The sequence below is a fragment of the Bradyrhizobium sp. cf659 genome (assembly GCF_900113725.1).
GTDB lineage: Bacteria > Pseudomonadota > Alphaproteobacteria > Rhizobiales > Xanthobacteraceae > Bradyrhizobium.
Genome location: NZ_FOQJ01000001.1, coordinates 1466493 through 1484924 on the forward strand (window position 1 = coordinate 1466493; position 18432 = coordinate 1484924).

The following is an 18432-nucleotide window of genomic DNA, read 5'->3' on the forward strand; positions in this document are numbered from 1 at the left end:
ATCGGCGGCCAAACACCACCCGCCCTGACGAAACTAGTTTGTCGGGCCCGGCTCGGTTTGCTTGATGAGACCCGCTCGGCTCAGCGCGGCGGCCGCTTCCTTTATCACCGCCCAAGGCAACTTGGATCGTTCGGCGATGTCGAGGAGCGAACGATCCCCGTCCGACATGTTCAGGACCCATAGCAGCCCCATCTGGAAGTCTCCGGCCGCGAGCCCGCCCAATCCTCGGTAAAGGCCATAATTGCCCAATTTTGGCTCGCAAAACGGCTTCTCGTTCCGAAAGCAGGCGTTGTTCTCGATGACGTCGATAGCTGCAATCGCCTTCGTTAGAGTATCGTACAGCGCAGCAGGGCGAACAAAGTCCAGATTATCGGCCGAGCTGTGATACTCCGCAAATCTACCGAAGGGCGTTCGCATCACGGTCCCGATCGGTAGATTGAAGCCAGGCGAGCAATATTGCCGCTCGTCATAGCCGTAAGGTGAGAACTCCTGGATTTCGTACGGTTCGCCGCTCTGCTCAAGCACATAGGACCAGGCTCGATCGATCTCTGTGTTGCCGCGGCGGCTCCTCTTGTAGGTCATCGCCCCCGAATCGCCGGCGCAGGTCAACACAAATCCATGCTTCACCCGACCGACATGAGCCTCGTTGAGCGCCAACCAGGTGATCGCTCCAATAGTGCCGGGGATGAATACGAAGCGATAAGTATACCTGAGCTCCATCTTCCGCAGGTGCTGCGCCAGCGCGGTTGCGACCGCGATCCCGGACAGGTTGTCATTGCAGAGCGACGGATGACAGATATGGCAGGAGATCAGCACCTCGTCCGAGGTGCGACCAAGCAGTCTCAGATCGCCGTAAGTCAGATGACCCGGTGCGAGGCTGGTATCGATACAAACCTCGTAATCGTCCTCCTGCATTGCCAATAGTTCATTGTGCGGCAGACAGAAGCCCCAGGTCTTCTGGTAATAGCTTGTCCGATAGGGAATCCAGTCCGGCTTATCCGGATCCGAGTAGAGGTGAGGCTTGAGCTCGTCGAGCGTCATGTGCGCCCTCACCGGTATGCTGTAGCCAAGGAGGTGCAGGTTCGACTTCCTGAAATCGATCACGCGCTCGCCGGCGCTGTTCTTGACATATGCATCACGCACGTTCCACTCCAGTGGAACGGTCCAATCAAATACCTGGAGGCCGGACGGTACTTCGCACGTGGTAAGCGGGACATAGTTTCGGATGAGATCGATCGTTCTTCGGGTCCCATCCCCCGTTATGCTGCGGGAGATGGGATACATATCTGCAATAAACTCGTGGAGTGCACGTCCGGTCTTGTCCGCTGACAGGTCAACGGCCGCGTCACTCTCCCTGAGGTCCGCGAAGTCTGCATGCCTTGCAATGTCATCCATGCTCCACGTCCCTCCGGTATCCGGTTGGCTCAATCCACGATCCTGGGCTCGGGTATCGGCACCACGAACTGAGCTCCCCAGCTGCGGGCGAATGACAACTGGCTAACGATCTCCCGCTTCAGGTTCCAGGGTAGAATGAGGATGTAGTCCGGCTTTGTCACGTTGATGCGTTCGGGCTCGAGAATTGGAATGTGAGATCCCGGCAACAACGACCCCTGCTTGTGTGGGTTTCGGTCGACCGTATACTCAATGAGGTCCGAGGTAATGCCGCAGTAGTTCAAGAGTGTGTTGCCCTTGGCTGGGGCGCCGTACCCGACAACACGCTTGCCCTGTCGCTTTGCATCCTCAAGAAAGGAAAGAAGCTTTTGCCTGGTTTCCATAGCGCGCTCTTCGAACGCGTCGTAGTGATCAAGATTGGCATATCCGGCATCGATTTCGCGGCGTCTGAGATCCAGTACCCGATGAGAGATCGGATGCCATCCCTTGTTGGCGTGCTGAGCATAGATTCGCAACGAGCCACCATGGGTCGGCAACTCTTCGACATCAAACAATGTCAGGCCGTGGGCCGCAAAGATCTTCTCGACAGCGATGAACGAGAAGTATGAAAAATGCTCGTGATAGATCGTGTCGATCTGGCACTCGTCAAACAGACGCATCAGATGGGGGAACTCCATCGTGATGACCCCCGCGTCGGCGAGAAGAAGGCTCATGCCTTTGACGAAGTCATTCAAATTTGGCACGTGAGCCAGGACATTGTTTCCGATCAATAGATCAGCGCGTAGCCCCTCGCGTCGCAAGGTACGGGCTGCACGTTCGCCGAAGAACTCCACACGAGTCGGAATGCCCTTCGCGCGCGCAACGGCAGCGACGTTCTGAGCCGGCTCGATGCCTAGAACCGGCACATCGGCTTCGACAAAGTATTGCAGCAAATAGCCGTCGTTGCTCGCGATCTCGACGACCTTGCTGTTTGCCCCGATTCCGAACCTTTCGATGACTCGGGTGACGTAGGACTTAACATGCTGCAGCCATGAATCGCTGTAGGATGAAAAGTAGGCATAGTCTCCAAAGATATTCTCCGGCGCCTCCCATTCCTCGAGCTGGACAAGGAAACACTCTCCGCAAACGTAAGCCCGTAACGGAAAGAAACGCTCGTCTTGTTTGGCCTTCTCGTTCCGAAGATAGGAATTGGCCAACGGAGACATTCCGAGATCGATAAACACACGTTCAAGAGGCGCGCTGCAGAAACGACAACAGCTCAACTCCACTGCATGCGCAGTCGGTGCTTTGACGTTAAGGGTGGATGCCGCTTCTTTCAGCATTCTATGGCTCCTGCCGGTGGCAATCTGTGATGTCACCGACACGCTAGCGTTGGTCGGGGCAGAGCTATTGACGGTCGTCAAGTCACGTTTGCTTTTTGCGAACGTGGAGCCCTCGCCTACGACCTCTTGGGGACAGCGATATTCATGCGAGCCTTCAATTCGTCCCCGATACTGCTGTGGGGCTTCCATGCCCTGTCACGATCCGAGAGCACGCGCACCTCTGCCGGCCAGGAAATTCCAAGCGAAGGATCGTCATGCGGCAACCCGCCTTCCGCGCCTGGCGTGTAATAGTTGCTGATTAGATAAATCAGCTCCGTATCGTCAGTGAGCGTGATGAAACCATGCGCGAAGCGCTCCGGTATGTAGAGCCCGCGGCCATTGTCCGCGGAGAGGTTAACGATGACATGTCGCAAATAGGTTGCCGATTCCGGCCGCAGGTCGACGATCACGTCGGCCACCGCCCCCTTGGTGCATCGGACGTACTTGTTTTCCGTCGCTGGGGGATATTGGAAATGCAGGCCGCGCAGCGTACCGCGTTTTGCGTTGTAGCTGATACTTGCCTGCGCGACGACAGGCTTGAGACCGTGCGCAAGAAATGTATCGGCGCAAAATACCCGAGCGAAGTATCCCCGGTTGTCCTGATGCCTATCTACCTCCACCGTGTAGGCGCCGGCGAGGATTGTTTCGGAAAATATCATGAGGCAGATGAAATAGCTGGGTTCAGGCTACTAGAGGAACACGATCCGACAGAGTTTGGCGGCAAGCCACAGCAGAGCTAGATCCCACGCAACGACGCTGACCAGCGCAAATGCGATACCGAGGACAGGCCATTCGGGAATTCGGCTCGCCGCTTTCGCGGCCCTGAACTGGGTTGCGTAGGTTGCGGTTCTGAGTTGATCGAATTCAGACATTGCCTGCTCAATCCGTGACATGACCTCACGACAGCCTAGCCAGAGCTGAATTCGCCAATCTGACAAAGCTCAATAACGGTGGGCTATGCAATGGCGGCGTTCAAACGATGCTATGGGTAGCGGGGTGCTGTACCCCGCCAGGCCAGCTGCGTCCGCCCCAAAACGGAGATTGTCGAAAGGTCGACTACCTTTGCAATCAGCCTGAACCGAACTGCGGCAATTGGGAAAGATCGTCTGGAATCCTGGTCGCGGCTGATGCCGAGTTGAGAACCCTCAAATACGTGACATTCTTGTGTCATCAAATGCATCCGGGCGGCGCGTAATTGCGGTTCTTCGAACATCACGCGTTGAGAGGGCTTTGGCGATGAATATTAGGTCAAGTTTTTTCTCGGAAACAAATCTGAACAACTTCGCAACGTCTGGAGCGCTGCGATTTCGAGCGCGCGCTGCGATCCCGGGCGGAGCACATACTTACGCGAAGGGCGACGATCAGTACCCGCTCCTCGCGCCAGGCTTCATCTCGAGAGGCTTGGGCTGCCATGTATGGGACGTCGACGGCAACGAGTTCATCGAATACGGAATGGGACTGCGCGCGGTGTCGCTAGGCCATGGCTTTCCAGCTGTCGTGCAGGCCGCAGTCGGGCAGCTGTCACAAGGCACAAACTTTACGCGGCCTTCGGCACTTGAGGTCGAATGTGCGGAGCGCCTGATCGAGCTCGTCCCCGCTGCCGAAATGGCGAAATTCACCAAGGACGGATCAACTGCCACGACGGCTGCCATCCGGCTTGCCCGAGCTTATACGGGCCGGGACATGATAGCGCTCTGCTCCGATCAGCCCTTCTTCTCTTACGACGACTGGGCGATCTGCACGACACCCATGAACGCCGGCATTCCTCGGGCTGTGGCGCAGTTGACACAGGGATTCCGGTACAATGACCTGTCCTCGGCGGAGGCGCTGTTCGCTCGATACCCGGGTCGGTTGGCAGCCCTGATCCTCGAAGCCGAAAAGGAGGTACCGCCGACGCCGGGATATCTCGCCACACTGCGCAAACTGTGTCATCGGAACGGTGCTCTCTTGATCATCGACGAGATGATCACTGGCTTTCGATGGCCGGAGTGCTCTGCCCAACGTCACCATGGAATTGAGGCCGACCTATCGACCTTCGGCAAGGCGATGGGCAACGGGATCGCAATTTCTGCGCTGCTCGGCAGACGCGAAATCATGGAGCTGGGCGGCCTCAATCATGATCGCGATCGCGTCTTCCTGCTTTCGACGACACATGGTGCCGAGACTCACGCTTTGGCTGCGGCCCTGGCCGTCATGAACACCTATCGTGACGAACCAGTCATCGAGACGCTCCACCGCCAAGGAAGTCGCCTGAAGACCGGCATCGAAGACTCCACGCAGCGCCGCGGACTAACCCGCTATTTCAAGCTCGCCGGCCGGACGTCCAATATGGTCTATGCTTGTTGTGATCGTGACGGAGTGCCATCACAGACCTTCCGCACATTGTTTCTCCAGGAGACAATCCGCCGCGGCTTGCTAGCGCCCTCACTGGTCACAAGCTATTCGCACACCAACGATGATATCGACCGAACCATCGAGGCCATCGACGGCGCACTCGCCGTATATCAGAAGGCGTTGGAGGACGGGCCGGAAGCCCATCTGATTGGCAGACCGGTCGCACCGGTGTTCCGTCGACGGGCCACTTCGACTTCGGCCGGAACGCCGAGAACGAAAGTTCGCGGTTCAAGCGATGCGAAAGCCAGTTAATCGATCAAGGCCTGGCGCGCGGCGGGTTGTATTTGTGAAAGCCTCAATCTGATCACGTTCGACGTCCGAGGATACCCGCCGCGAACCACAAAGAACAGTCGCGGCGAGACGCTCACAACACGAAACGGTTTAATCAACGGCCCGCCCGTTGGAAATCCTCGCGAGCCCCTCAAGATCGGTGAACTTGATCGTCTTGCGATTGGGAAGGTCGATGACCTTCTTCGCCTTGAACTCGGCCAGGGTACGACAAACCGTTTCGAGCGACGTTCCAACGTGATCGGCGATATCAGCCCGGGGTAACTGAAGTCGGAGCGCGCCAGGGCGTTTGGGGTCCGCCGGCAAGTGTGGCCGAATGCGCAACAAGAGCCAGGCGATGCGCGCCACGCAGTTCTTTTGGCTCATGGTCATCACCAAGGTGAGGGTATCTGCCAGCACCTGGTGGGCCCCACAGGGCTCATCGCTCCGGCACACCCCAGAAGTCCTCGATCGGATAACGCGACAATCTGTCACGGCCTCTGCGGTAAACTGCTGATGGGTTGAATGGGTCGGCATAACGACATCGCCGGGCCAGTAGAAAGCAAGTATCTGGCGATTTCCGTTCTCAAGAAGGCGGACTGCCCGTACGACCCCCTCAACGATCTCGATCTTCTGAGCTTCTTCCTCTCCTTCCCAAAAGAGAGCCCTGCAGCGAGGCACGAAGGACGTAGACGGGCGTCGAAAATCGGGAACGTTGGTCGATCTATGAATTTGCGAAGAAGGTTTACCCTGAAGTAAAACGGATTCTGTAAGCATTTGAATTCACCTCAATACGTAACCCAATACGTTGAAGTGTAGGCGGACCTAATCCGAAGGATATTCAGGCTAAAGCGTTAGGATTCTACAGGTTCCGTATAAGCCGGCTGGACTAGTCCGTCCGGCGAAAAAACTATTCGCTGCCTATGCCGCGCTCAAAAGAGCAAAAATCTCGTGCAAGCTTGCAGTGAAAGTGCTCACGCGTGTACCACCTGTGCCCAATTACACAGCGTCTTCTGTCGGATCGATTTTTGGGAAGAGTTGCGGTTGAGGAGTGCAATTGCCCTTGCTGCACGATTTCATCCGAAGCTGCGAGCCCCCACGAGGTTCCCAGAATTCCCATGGCGACCAGTCGCGTGCGCCAGAGCGTTGCGCATGAGGTTGACGCGGCAACGCTGCCAGCTGGCGTTGAGAACCTTGTCCTCGTTGGGGGCGGAGACGACGCCGCGAAGGCCGCGTCGACCTCGAGGAAGCTGAATATCCGTTGCCGAGAACCTCGCGCCGGCCGTGCCGTTGACGCCGACCGCGACGATCGCCGCGACCGGGACGATGCATCCCTGCTGGCTCGCCCTTCACTTAGGCGGCGTCGATCCACAGATATGGCCAGTCGCCCTCGATCGGACGGCAAGGCTTTCACCTTGTTGGTCCACGAGCGTGCGGAGATTCATGATATCGTCGATCATCGGTGGTTCCTCGGTTGCGTTGGCGTGTCGCAACCCGATCCTACCGACGACTCTCCAGTGTCCACCACAAATCTGCCGACCCGCTAGTCACGTGAATCTAAAGTTCGCCACATAAAGTCTGCTGGGCTTTGTGGCAGAAGCGTTTGACGGAAGCCAAAATCTGGTCTGCGGACTTGGTCCATTTGAAGGGCTTGGGATTTTTGTTGTGCAGGTCGATGAAGGTACGGATGTCGGCCTCGAGCTGCCTGACGGAGGTGTGAACACCTCGCTGGATCTGCTTTCTGGTGAGCTCAGCGAACCAGCGTTCGACCTGATTGATCCATGACGCGGAAGTCGGCGTGAAGTGGACATGATAATGCGGCCGGCGGCCGAGCCACGCTTTGATCCTGGGCGTCTTGTGGGTGGCGTAGTTGTCCATGACGATATGGACATCGAGGCCTTCAGGAACTTGAGCATCGATCTCTTTTAGAAACTTCAAGAACTCGACTGCCCGGTGGCGCTTGTAGCATTTGTCGATGACGAACCCCGAGGCGACATCGAGCGCGGCAAACAGCGTGGTCGTACCATGGCGCACATAGCTGTGCGTGTGACGTTCCGGTACGCCGGGCATCATCGGCAAGACCGGCTGCTCGCGATCGAGTGCCTGAATCTGGCTTTTCTCATCGATGCTGAGGACAAGAGCTCGGTTCGGTGGGGATAGGGAAAGGCCCGACGATGTCGCGTACCTTGTCGACGAACAGCGGATCGCTCGATAGCTTGAATGTCTGGCTACGGTGCGGCTGCAAGCCGAACGCCGCCCACATTCGGCGGATCGTGGTGTGGGAAAAGCCGGTTTCCGCAGCCATCGAGCGGATCGACCAGTGCGTCGCATCGGCTGGCGTCGTCCGCAACGTCCGCTCGATCACCGCGGCAACCTGATCGTCGTTGATGGTTCGAGGGCGGCCAGGGCGAGCCTCGTCAAGCAGGCCATCACAGCGGTCCTTCAAAAATCGGCGACGCCACTTGCCAACGGTGTGTTCGTGGAGGCCGAGTTCGGCAGCCACAGACTTGCTTGGCAATCCATCTGCGCATCGCAGGATCGCGCGGCATCGCTCAGATAGCGATCGGGCAACGCGATGACGACGAACTTGCCTCTCCAAGTACGCCCGCTCCTGCGGACTAACGGCCTCGCTCGCCTGGATTAGCCACGAGCTCTCTCCTCCGTAGAGATTCGAGCTATCAACTAATGTGACGAACTTGCGTTCCAGATGACTAGGACGAGATCTCAGGCGCGCGTAGGGACGGCTTTGCCCTACCGAGCCCCACCATCACCGAGGACACGGCCTGGGGATTGCATCTCTAGTAGCCGGCGCCGAGCAAGACGTTGTTGCCAGGCGCGCGCGAGCTGGAAATTGCAGCGATCACCCGGCTGGTCTTCGAAAGAGAGGCCTGTCCGTGGGCTGCGCCCATCGATCGCCAACGATCAACTCCGAACCTGGGCCTGAGCCATTACCCCGGTCGATCGAGAACCTCTTGCTTCTCATTCTGCTAGCCAACCTGTCCCTTGGCCCGACCAACTTCGCGGCTATAAAGGCCGCCTCCGTCCGATTACGGGCACAAAGCGCGCGCAGGAGCGCCGCTGTATGGATCTTGCTGGTTCCTTCCGCGATGCTTAGCTCGCGCGCAATCTCTTTGTTCGACATTCCTTGGGCCAGCAGCGGAAGAATTTCGTTCTGCCGGCGTGTCAACCGCAGGGATTCCAAATTGAAGTTGACCGTCTGAGGGGGCTCTGGTCGGCCCACATCATCATCGGCCAGCCACCGCGGAGCATAGATGCGTCCAGACAGCAAATCGCCGACCGCGGACAGCAATTCCTCATCCGACTGAAGCTTGGGCAAGAATCCATGAAAGCCAGCCGAAAGACATTTCAGCACGTCCGCGCGGCTGCTTGAAGCCGACATCACTGCAATACGAGTAGCGGGTCTCAAGTCGACGACTTCCGAGAGAACCGCGAGCGAACGTTGATTGAGACAACCTAGATCAATCAGGATCAAATCGATGCTTGTCTCCAGCTCAAAATTCTCGAGCTGTGACGTGTCTATGACGCGGGACTTCTTAAACCGGGCCTCAACTACATCTCGGAGACCACTACGATAAACACTGTGCTGATCAACTATTAGAATGACTGGCACTGCTCAATCTCCGAGCAATCCCGTACTCTTACCCGGGACTCTCACATCGTTGGCAGTTTGAACTGATAAAACGACAAAACGCCTTCACCGATCGGTACTTTTGCTCGGTGTCGCTTCCCTCCAGGTATATGCCGCCCCCCAATCGGGATTGCCGCATCGCACAAATACTATGATTAGTTGAGGAAAAGTCAACTGATTATAACAATTCGTTTCCCGACGCTGCCGCCCCGATGGGTCTCGATATGGCTCCATCGGCGTCGGCAGACAAATACGCGAACCTTTTCGCGGACACTAAGTGCGCGCAATCGCCGGAAGGATTTCGGGAATTGGCGTCCACCGCAAGTGAAGATCCAACTGCTCAGTGTGCTGCAGGTGGCGAAGCTCCGACAGGCGCGTAAATGGTGCGGCATTGAAGGTCGCTTCGTCTAGTTGGATGCGCTGGAATACCCCCCTCAATTGACTCGCACCGCGCTGCGCATTCCATTGGCAGCGGAAATCCGGCATGTGGGCCCTAATCTTCGCAAAGGAGACGCGATAGCTGCGATTGTCTGGACCACTCGGGCCAAACGAAAGATCGCAATCGGTGAAAGTGTCGTTAACGATCTCCGCGATCTCGCGCACCGTATAATTCTGACTTTCATCGCCGACATTGAACGCCTCGGCGCAAACCGCCTCGCGGGGAGCGTCTAGAGCGCAAAGGATGGCCTGGCAGATGTCCTCGATGTGGACCAACGGACGACAGGGGGTGCCGTCGCTCATGACGCGAATTTTTCCTGTTGTGAACGCCCACCCCGCAAGGTTGTTCAGGACGAGATCGAAGCGCTGCCGGGGAGACGCTCCAAACGCGGTGGCGTTACGCAGAAACACGGGCGTGAACCGGGAGTCAGTCAGTTCGACGAGATCGCGCTCGACGAGCACTTTGCATCGCGCATAAGCCGTCTGAGGCTCGCAAGAAGACGTCTCGGATTTCACCTCGCTGCCGGCGGCCCCATAGATGCTGCAAGAGGACGCGTAGATGAATCGCCCGATTCCCGCCTCCCTGCACTTGCGGGCAAATTCTACGGACCCGCGATGGTTGATCTCCATCGTGATCGCAGGATCATTCTCTCCCAGCGGATCGTTAGAGAGCTCCGCCAGGTGAACCACAGCGTCAAAGCCCTCCAAATCAGACGGCGACAGTTGCCGCGTATCGCGCGACATGACCATTGGCCGTGTCCTGCCGTCATCGAATAGCCAGCCGCGGCGATAGAGGCCCGTGTCGATCCCGATCGCATCGTAACCGTGCTCAAGCAGTCTCGGGCCGAGCACCGCACCGATATATCCGTCAGCTCCAGTGAAGAGAACGCGCATCTGCTTCATCTCCTCAGATTGTTGCCCGATCGGCGATTGCGGGGTGTGATACTTTGCTGCTTCCATTTGCGGCGCCGCCCATATTCCAGACGCACCAGGGTGGATCTCCGGTATCCCAGAGATCCTGGAGAATGGCCTTGTCGCGCAAGGTGTCCATGTTCTGCCAGTAGCCAGGGTGCCTGTAGACAGCCAGTTGGTCCTGCTCGGTCAGACGGGCGAGCGGCTCGTTTTCCCAGCTCGTACTGTCGTCTTCGATGAGATCGAGGGCCTGAGGTTCGACAACGAAGAAACCTCCGTTGATGACCTGACCGTCGCTCGCGCCCTTCTCGCGAAAGCCGGCCGCGCGGGGGCGATCAGACGAGAGATTGATCGCGCCAAAGCGGCCGGGTAATTGGACGGCGGTGACCGTCGCCAGGGCGCCCTGCTGATGGTGGAATTTGATTAGCGCACGTATGTCGACGTCGCTGACGCCATCGCCGTATGTCATGCAGAAGGTCGAATTCCCGAGATGCTCGCGCACTCGTTTGAGGCGTCCCCCGGTCATCGTCTTCTCTCCGGTATCGACCAGCGTCACCTGCCAGGGCTCCGATCCGTTTCGATGCATTTCGATGCGGTTGCGCTGAAGGTCGAGCGTGAAGTCTCCCTGGTGAGACAAGTAGCTCATGAAATAGTCCTTGATCACCGTGCCCTTGTAGCCACAGCAAATGACGAACTCGTTGAGGCCATAATGGGAATACAGCTTCATGATATGCCACAGGATCGGACGACCGCCGATCTCAACCAGCGGCTTCGGTACCACCGAAGTCTGCTCGCTCAATCTCGTACCGTAGCCACCGGCGAGAATAACAACCTTCATAGGGATCTCCTGTCCTAGGTTCCCGACCGAAACATGCGCAGATGCATTTTCGGATGGCGCAGTTCGGACCGTAGTTCGCTGGGGCACGACCAAGTTGATGACCGTCAACTCGGCAGAACGACATCGGTTGATGCCGCTCACCGCGTCATCACAAGCGTTCGCGTGCGTAACGATTTGACGTTCATCAACTTGCCGATCTGCGCTGCCGATATTCAAAGATCGAGGCGAACGCCTACCACCCCGGAAGAACACGCGATGACATCGATCGGTGACAAGTGGGAAGCGGCGAAGGGACGGCCCGCGGGTTTCGATCTCCTGCGCATCTCATTGGCAGTCGCCGTTATCCTTTGGCACTCAGTCGCGGTTTGCTACGGTTTGCCCGCCGAGCAATGGTTCTATGGTGGATCATTGAAGCCCGTTGTCTGGCTTATCGTCCCCGCCTTCTTTGCCCTCAGCGGATTCCTCGTTGCAGGAAGCCTCGAGCGGAACAGCCTTCCGGCGTTCGTCACGCTGCGGGTTATCAGGATATTCCCCGCCCTGACTGCAGAAGTCGTGATCTCGGCTATGCTGATCGGCCCGCTCTTCACAAACCTCGCCTTGTCGCAATATTTCACCGACCTCGCCTTCTTTCGCTATTTCCTCAATGCAATCGGTGACGTTCACTTTTATTTGCCCGGCGTCTTTTCCGACTTGCCCGTACCGAACATGGTGAACAGCCAGCTTTGGACCGTTCCACACGAACTCGAATGTTATGTTGCCATCAGTGCGGCCGCGTTAATCGGCTTGACGAGGCGTCGCCGGCTCTTCTTGTTCGCAGTCCTGTTCGTCGTGACCGCATTGGCGCTGCGTGACATTGTTGGCGGGAAGCCCGCCTCGCCTGCCGCTCCGCCGGGCCGGATGCTAGTTCTCGCCTTCCTGTGCGGAGTGGCGCTGTTCCTGAATCGAGCCCGGATCGTGTTTTCGCGCTGGCTGCTTCTGGTCAGCCTCGTTGGCTTCGTTGCTTCCGTGCTCGCCTCGAACCGCGCCGGAGAGGATCTGGCGGCACTCTTCGTCAGCTACCTCACGGTGTATTTCGGACTACTCAATTTCAACATCGGACCTGTCACCCGGGTGGCCGATTACTCGTATGGCATCTATCTTTACGGGTTTCCCGTTCAGCAAACAGTTTCCCAACTCTTGCCGAACTACCGCATTTGGTACGTCAATTTTGGGATCAGCCTTGCCGTGACTTCGATCTTCGCGATTGCATCCTGGCATCTGCTCGAATCCAGGGTGATGGCGGGGAAGAAGCCGATCCTGGCGTTCGTCTCAATGCTCGTGGATCGAGTGCGGTATATGCTCGTAACCGCGTGGGGTTTGCTGTTTCGCCGCCCTGCTGAAGCTGGTACTGCGCCTGCCAAGCCGCCGGCTCCGACAAACTGAGCGATATGAGCCAACCGGGGGAGCCACGGAAAACAAAACCCGAGCTGCCTCAAGTCCTCGAGAGGCGACGGGTCAGTCGACGAAATAAGCCCATTTGCCCATAGGTCGCAGGATCGGGGCCGATCCTTCCATCAGGCCGATCGAGCCTCGAAATGACCGCGTGGTCGTCGCTGGTCAAATCAAAGTCGAACAGGTCGATGTTCTCGGCCATGCGGGCCGCGTTTGCCGATTTCGGTATCGCGATCGTGCCATTTTCGAAGTGCCAGCGAAGCACGATCTGCGCAGGCGAACAGCCGCACCGCTCTGCGATGGACAATATTCTCGGATTGGTGAGAGCCGCGCCCCGCCCAAGCGGACTCCATGCCTGAGTGACGATGCCATAGCGGTCGTGGAAATTTCGTAGCTCGCGCTGTTGGAACGCTGGATGCAGCTCGACCTGATTGACCGCCGGTACGACGCCGGTCTCATGCACGATGCGTTCCAGATGATCGGCCATGAAGTTCGATACACCAATCGACCGGACACGTCCCTGCTTCTGGAGCTCGATGAGCGCGCGCCAAGTCTCGATATATGCCCGCCGTTGAGGGCATGGCCAATGGATCAGATAGAGATCGACTACGTCGAGTTGCAACCTGGCAGAGCTTGCGTCGAACGCACGCATTGTCCGATCGTATCCCTGATCCTCATTGCGAAGCTTCGTCGTGATGTAGAACTGGTTTCTTACCCGCTTCAGGGCCGCGCCAACTCCGCTCTCGTTTCCATAATCTGCAGCAGTGTCGATCAAGCGATAGCCTGCGTTGATCGCGGATGTGATGACTTCCGGCGCAATCGCGTTGTCGATCTGCCAGGCTCCAAAGCCGAGTTGGGGCAATACATGACCGTCGTTGAGCAACGCCATCGGGACTCGAGTTGCAACCGCTGCAAGGTGCCCTCGCGACCGTTCTGCCTGCTTCAGCGGCATTCCAGAGGCAGCCGACGGCAAGGACGGTCCGGCTCCAGCAGCAGCAGGGGGCGCCGTGGCACGATCAGATGCGAGTACGTATGGCAGAGCGGCGGCGTCAACAACCACCGTCGGACGCAGCAGAGGGCCGTCGATCCAGCCGCGAAGCATCTTAGCCTTCAACCAGTCACGGATCGTTGGGGTGCGCCTTTCAAAAACGCAATAGAAGATTGCCGCTGTGAACAGGCAGGCCAGGATGAAACTTGCGTTAAGCCCGATCGAGGCCAGCGTGAATTCCTGGCGATCACTGGCAACGGTGACGTTCAGGAGCAGCAGGATCGGATAGTGTATCGCATAGAGCGAGAAGCTGAACTTTGCGAGCTCCCTGCCGGCTCGAAGAAATGAAGGCAGCGACACCTTCAGATGGTCTGCGCCAACAATGAATGCGGCCGTGCCTAATCCGACCGACATGCTGAACGAGGCCCATTGAGGGAAGAGGCCCTTCAATGTGAGAAAATACAGTCCCGTCATACTCAAGAGAAAGCCGCAGCACCACGCCCAGGCCGGCGCAACCACCGCATAGGCGATCACGCCGAGGCACCAGATGAAGAAAAAGAAGATGAATTTCAGACCGATATGCGTACCGCCGGTGTCATGGTGTTCGGCGAGCGCAAACAGCCCGAAGACCGTGACGATCATCGCGATGTAGGCCGGTTTCTTACGCACCGAAATCAGCGCAAAAAACAGCACATAGTACCAGAACTCGTTCGACAAGCTCCAGAGGGCGGCATTTCCTGCGAATTCCGAACAGGCTATCGTCTGGAGAAACAGGCCGTTGCAGATCGCAGCGGCTGCGCCAACAGGCGCGTGAAAGATGACCGCATTGTTGTAGAGGTCCTGATGCGAGGACACATATACCTGCCACCCCGCTGACTGCCGCGCCGAGATATAGAGGCAGAAGGATAAGGTCAGCGCGGGCAGGAGCACGACATAGAGGCGCGATAAGCGCGCCGAGAAATAGTCGACAGCGTTCGGCCGTCCTCGCAAGGCTCTAACCAGAGCGGGCCCTCCCACAAGGTAACCGCTCAAAACAAAGAAAACGAGAACAGCCGCGGGGCCATTCGCGCTTGCGGCCCACAGAATGGAATAGACCGCTCTCATTGCCGGGTCGTAACCCTCGCCCGGCAGCTTCTCCATGAACATCAACTGATAGGAATGGAATGCTAGGACCTCGACGGCAGCGAGGCCGCGCGCAAGATCGAGCCAGTCGGATAGAACATTCGAAATTCCGGTCTGTGCACGAAAGCCGATCACGTGATGCCTTCCGTCTCGAACCCTTTTCGGCGAACCACAGAAGAGACGCCATCCCTCTCGCTTAGACCCAACCGTTCCAATCGAGTTGACGATGCTCAATAATGAGCGGTGCAACAATAAGAGATGCGGACACCTCTCGTCGCACGGATTTCGACCACCGCACTCGTCGAAGGGTCGATGCTCAAAGCTTCAAATGTCAGAAGCGGCATGCGTCTCACCGAGGCGGGACAATTCGACGCAATGCGCTCAACATGCGACCACACCACAGCGAGCGAAACACAAAAACAGCCGGTATTTCCTCGTGATAGCAAACGTGGTGATCAAACAGCTCCTGCTGCCTCAAGCGGCAAACGTCACCATTAGACGGTAATGATGAGAGAACGCCTCACTGCCACCCCATTCCGCAACAAATCAATCACATTGACGACAGATTCTGTTGCAAGCGTGAACTCGCGAATGCGCCGGGTTGCATTTGCAGGTCGTTGCGCTGACGGCCGGTGCTCAAAATGAGTGCAATCAGGGAATCTGCGAAAATTTCGTTGCGGCGCGTCGATTGAACTTTACTGCGGCTTGGTTCATGCTTTTTGGAAAGGCTCAAGGTGATTCGGCAAGTCCGATTTCGGTAATGCGAGACGATGGCCGCAGGGCGTCCGGCCGGTTCTTGCAACTTTCGAGTATCAGCAGAAACAGCGTTTAGTTGGCGCGAACGGCGTGACGTCGATCGTACCTTCTGTCCCCGCACGTTCGCGGGCAGCCTTGAATGCTGTCTCACATCCACGCATTCGAACGACTAGGAAAGTGAAATGGGGATTTCGTTATCGGAGCTGATCAAACAGAACACGCTTGGGCAGAGCGAGGGGTATCCTGCCGGCGTTCCGCACAGCTACAGTTGGTACAAGGGTTGGAATCCCGGTGGTCAAATGACACCGCCTGCCGGCTTCACCGCGGTCGAAGGTTGGGGGCAGGTCTATACGGAAGAAGGCACTCCCGCGTCTCCAGGTGCGGACGTCGAAGTCGCGAACGCAAAAACCTACGTTCATATCAAGGAGACCGGTCAGTGGGTGCTGGTCCAGGACCAGTCAAAGCTTGGCATCGGAGGCGGGCATTTCGTCTCTGATTTCGCCGGCAACTCAGCTTATCCGATGACGGTGACTCGGCTGTCAAACGGAGCGGCGAGCTTTGATGCGCCTTCGACCGGATACAACGATCATTTCTGGTATGGATCGCGCGGGACCTACATGGCCGGTACGGTCGACGGCGTTTACGTCCAGATGGATATGAGGACGACCGATGCCAACGCGAATCTGGTGGGCATGGTCGGCGTGGACTGGTGGCGCAACGCGACGGCTCCGTTTCTTGCCGACCACAGCAACAATCCAGGTGTCGGAGGCAGCAACTGGGTTGAGCTATCAACCCAGTGGAAGACGATCGGTTACTATTCCCTGAGCACTGCGGCGTTCCAGGCAGACTTGCCTCCGCCGTTGCTTGGATCTTCACCTCCAGTCGAGCCTTCCGACACGGTGGCACCGGCATCGCCCACGATAGCCGCACTCACGCCGGATACAGGTACCGCCGGAGACAACGTCACCAACGCCAAGCAATTGACGTTGAGCGGAACGGCAGAAGCGGGCAGCACCATCAAGGTATTTGAGGGCACCACCGTGATTGGCACGGCCAAGGCCAGTGCGAGCGGCACCTGGAGCCTAACCACAGCCCAATTACCGGACGGCAATCATGCTTTCACCGCAACCGCCACAGACGCTGCAGGCAACGTCAGTTCAAAATCCGCTGCTCGCAGTATCCTTGTGGACACGCTGGCGCCGGTGGCCCCCAGGATCACGGCATTCACACCGGATAGTGGTACCGTCGCGGCCAGGACGACGAACACCAGGCAACTGACGTTGAGCGGCACGGCGGAAGCGGGCAGCACGGTTAAGGTCGTTGAGGGAACGACCGTGATTGGCACGACCAAAGCTGACGCGGGCGGCGCCTGGAGCCTGACAACGGCCCAGTTGGCTGCCGGGAACCATGCCTTTGCTGCGATGGCCACTGACGCTGCGGGCAACGTCAGCTCGAAATCTGCCGCACTGAATGTGACGGTGAGCGCGCCCGTCACCTCACCACCGGCAAATGGAAACAACTTGCTGGTCAACGGGTCATTCGAGGCAACGGCCTTGGCGCCCTTCGCTGGCGGCCGTTGGGGAGCTTACAAGTCGGTGTCCGGCTGGACCGCGATCTCCGGCGGCACGATCGAGCTCTGGAACAATCTTGGTGGGGTCAAGGCCAGCGACGGCGGCAATTTTGGCGAGCTCGACTATGCCGGCGCGCGAGATGGATTCTACCAGGACGTCAAGACCGTCGCGGGACAAGTCTATCAACTGTCCTTCGATGCGCGGTCACGACCCGGCTTCACCGGCGCGACCTGCTCGATCGAAGTGTTGTGGAATGGCTCAGTCATTGCGACCGTTCCACCTAGCAGTAGTTGGGACGCCTATGATTTCAAGGTCGTGGGCACCGGCAGCAACGATCGCCTTACCTTCCGCGAGGTAGCCAGCCAGGGTAGCGACGGTCTGGGTGCCCTCTATGACAATATCCAACTCACCGTCGCCACGGCGACGCCGGCCGATTCACTACCGGGGGCCGCGGATAAGAATCTCCTGGTGAACGGATCGTTCGAATCATCTTCGCTGGCGCCCCTCCAAGCCGGCCGCTGGGGGGCCTTCGATGCTATTCCGGGCTGGCACGCCATCAGTGGCGGAACCATCGAGCTCTGGAATAATCTGAACGGCGTGAAAGCAAGTGACGGCGTCAATTACGGCGAATTGGACTATGCCGGAGCTCGCGACGGGCTTTACCAGGATGTGGAAACCGTGGCCGGCCAGCAATACGTTCTTTCCTTCGATGCGCGCTCGCGGCCGGGCTTCACAAGCTCGACCTGCTCGATCGAAGTCCTCTGGAATGGCTCGATCCTTGGGGTCGTTCCGCCCGACAGCACCTGGCAAAACTATGATTTCACGGTGACGGGTACAGGCGGACAGGATCGCGTGACATTCCGCGAGGTTGCGGGCCAAGGCAGTGACGGGCTCGGCGCGAGCTATGACAATGTGTCTTTGGTTGCAAAGCCCGCGAGCTCTGCCTCGGCGTCTCTGCTGAGCAGTGCAAATCAGGCGTTCGCGCTACTGAGCCAGTATACCGCGACCGATGCGACCACAGCCGGCGCCGTGACGAACGGGCCTCTCGCGGTCGATCCGAACGCTTCACTCGTGCAGACGCTCTCGTTGCCTGCCCAACACTAGTTTTCTCGCAATGGGATAGACAAAACCTCGGGGCGCCGTTTCACGGCCCCCGCATTTTGTTTTGCGTCCGCCCGCGCGGAACGCCCTCACGCAAGCAGCCGCGGCCTGGCGAACAACGGCCGACGGAATTGATAGCCGTCAACTCGGACCCCGTCTGTCGCAGTTTAGATGATGCCGGGCGCGCCCAGAATGATGCCGTTCGCCGTCCA

The 18432-nt window shown here is 58.0% G+C and carries 12 protein-coding genes and 4 pseudogenes; 3 read left to right on the top strand and 13 right to left on the bottom strand.

The window, feature by feature from the left end; genetic code table 11:
* Positions 1-33: 33 nt before the first annotated feature.
* The 4 genes from BM118_RS07215 to BM118_RS07230 form a co-directional block, all read right to left on the bottom strand.
* Positions 34-1395 carry a DUF4910 domain-containing protein gene (locus BM118_RS07215; RefSeq protein WP_092183500.1) on the bottom strand — a complete coding sequence of 454 codons (1362 nt, stop codon included), beginning with the start codon at positions 1393-1395 and terminating at the stop codon, positions 34-36.
* A 29-nt stretch (positions 1396-1424) separates the two neighbouring features.
* Positions 1425-2597, bottom strand: a complete 1173-nt coding sequence (locus tag BM118_RS07220) for a methyltransferase domain-containing protein (RefSeq protein ID WP_244550111.1) — start codon at positions 2595-2597, stop codon at positions 1425-1427.
* Between the two features lie 233 nt (positions 2598-2830).
* Positions 2831-3412, bottom strand: a complete 582-nt coding sequence (locus BM118_RS07225; RefSeq protein ID WP_092183502.1) for a dTDP-4-dehydrorhamnose 3,5-epimerase family protein — start codon at positions 3410-3412, stop codon at positions 2831-2833.
* A 30-nt stretch (positions 3413-3442) separates the two neighbouring features.
* Positions 3443-3625: a hypothetical protein gene (locus BM118_RS07230; protein ID WP_143099436.1), complete on the bottom strand. Its 183-nt coding sequence runs from the start codon at positions 3623-3625 to the stop codon at positions 3443-3445.
* A gap of 364 nt (positions 3626-3989) precedes the next feature.
* Here BM118_RS07230 and BM118_RS07235 point away from each other — a divergent pair, with 364 nt between their 5' ends.
* A complete protein-coding gene (locus tag BM118_RS07235) occupies positions 3990-5399 on the top strand; it encodes a glutamate-1-semialdehyde 2,1-aminomutase (protein ID WP_092183506.1) in 1410 nt (469 codons plus the stop codon).
* A 129-nt stretch (positions 5400-5528) separates the two neighbouring features.
* Here BM118_RS07235 and BM118_RS42200 read toward each other — a convergent pair whose 3' ends face one another.
* From BM118_RS42200 to rfbF, 7 genes and pseudogenes are all read right to left on the bottom strand, one after another.
* Positions 5529-5834: a Crp/Fnr family transcriptional regulator gene (locus BM118_RS42200; protein ID WP_244550073.1), complete on the bottom strand. Its 306-nt coding sequence runs from the start codon at positions 5832-5834 to the stop codon at positions 5529-5531.
* Positions 5835-5897: 63 nt separating this feature from the next.
* Positions 5898-6191, bottom strand: a pseudogene (locus tag BM118_RS42650) (hypothetical protein); the annotation flags it as partial.
* A 320-nt stretch (positions 6192-6511) separates the two neighbouring features.
* Positions 6512-6815: pseudogene (locus tag BM118_RS42740) on the bottom strand (IS256 family transposase); the annotation flags it as partial.
* Positions 6816-6971: 156 nt separating this feature from the next.
* Positions 6972-8055 (bottom strand): annotated as a pseudogene (locus BM118_RS07245) (IS630 family transposase).
* 219 nt (positions 8056-8274) lie between these two features.
* The gene (locus tag BM118_RS07250) at positions 8275-9045 is read right to left on the bottom strand and encodes a LuxR C-terminal-related transcriptional regulator (protein ID WP_092183510.1); all 771 of its coding nucleotides are present in this window, start codon (positions 9043-9045) and stop codon (positions 8275-8277) included.
* A gap of 291 nt (positions 9046-9336) precedes the next feature.
* On the bottom strand, positions 9337-10461 hold the full coding sequence (locus tag BM118_RS07255) for an NAD-dependent epimerase/dehydratase family protein (RefSeq protein WP_244550074.1): 1125 nt from the start codon (positions 10459-10461) through the stop codon (positions 9337-9339).
* The gene (gene rfbF / locus BM118_RS07260) at positions 10409-11251 is read right to left on the bottom strand and encodes a glucose-1-phosphate cytidylyltransferase (protein ID WP_092183512.1); all 843 of its coding nucleotides are present in this window, start codon (positions 11249-11251) and stop codon (positions 10409-10411) included. The genes BM118_RS07255 and rfbF overlap by 53 nt, the downstream gene beginning before the upstream one ends.
* Positions 11252-11413: 162 nt before the next feature.
* Between rfbF and BM118_RS07265 the strand changes: the two genes are divergently transcribed.
* On the top strand, positions 11414-12673 hold the full coding sequence (locus BM118_RS07265; protein ID WP_244550075.1) for an acyltransferase family protein: 1260 nt from the start codon (positions 11414-11416) through the stop codon (positions 12671-12673).
* 49 nt (positions 12674-12722) lie between these two features.
* On the opposite strand, the gene BM118_RS42205 is transcribed toward BM118_RS07265, so the two are convergent.
* Both BM118_RS42205 and BM118_RS42210 read right to left on the bottom strand, forming a co-directional pair.
* Complete coding sequence (locus BM118_RS42205) at positions 12723-13634, bottom strand: aldo/keto reductase (protein WP_441299750.1); 912 nt, start codon at positions 13632-13634, stop codon at positions 12723-12725.
* A 225-nt stretch (positions 13635-13859) separates the two neighbouring features.
* Positions 13860-14927 (bottom strand): annotated as a pseudogene (locus BM118_RS42210) (acyltransferase family protein); the annotation flags it as partial.
* Positions 14928-15730: 803 nt separating this feature from the next.
* Between BM118_RS42210 and BM118_RS07275 the strand changes: the two are divergent.
* Positions 15731-18223 (top strand): Ig-like domain-containing protein, encoded by a 2493-nt coding sequence (locus tag BM118_RS07275; protein WP_143099437.1) that lies wholly within the window; start codon positions 15731-15733, stop codon positions 18221-18223.
* The last annotated feature ends 209 nt before the right edge of the window (positions 18224-18432 follow it).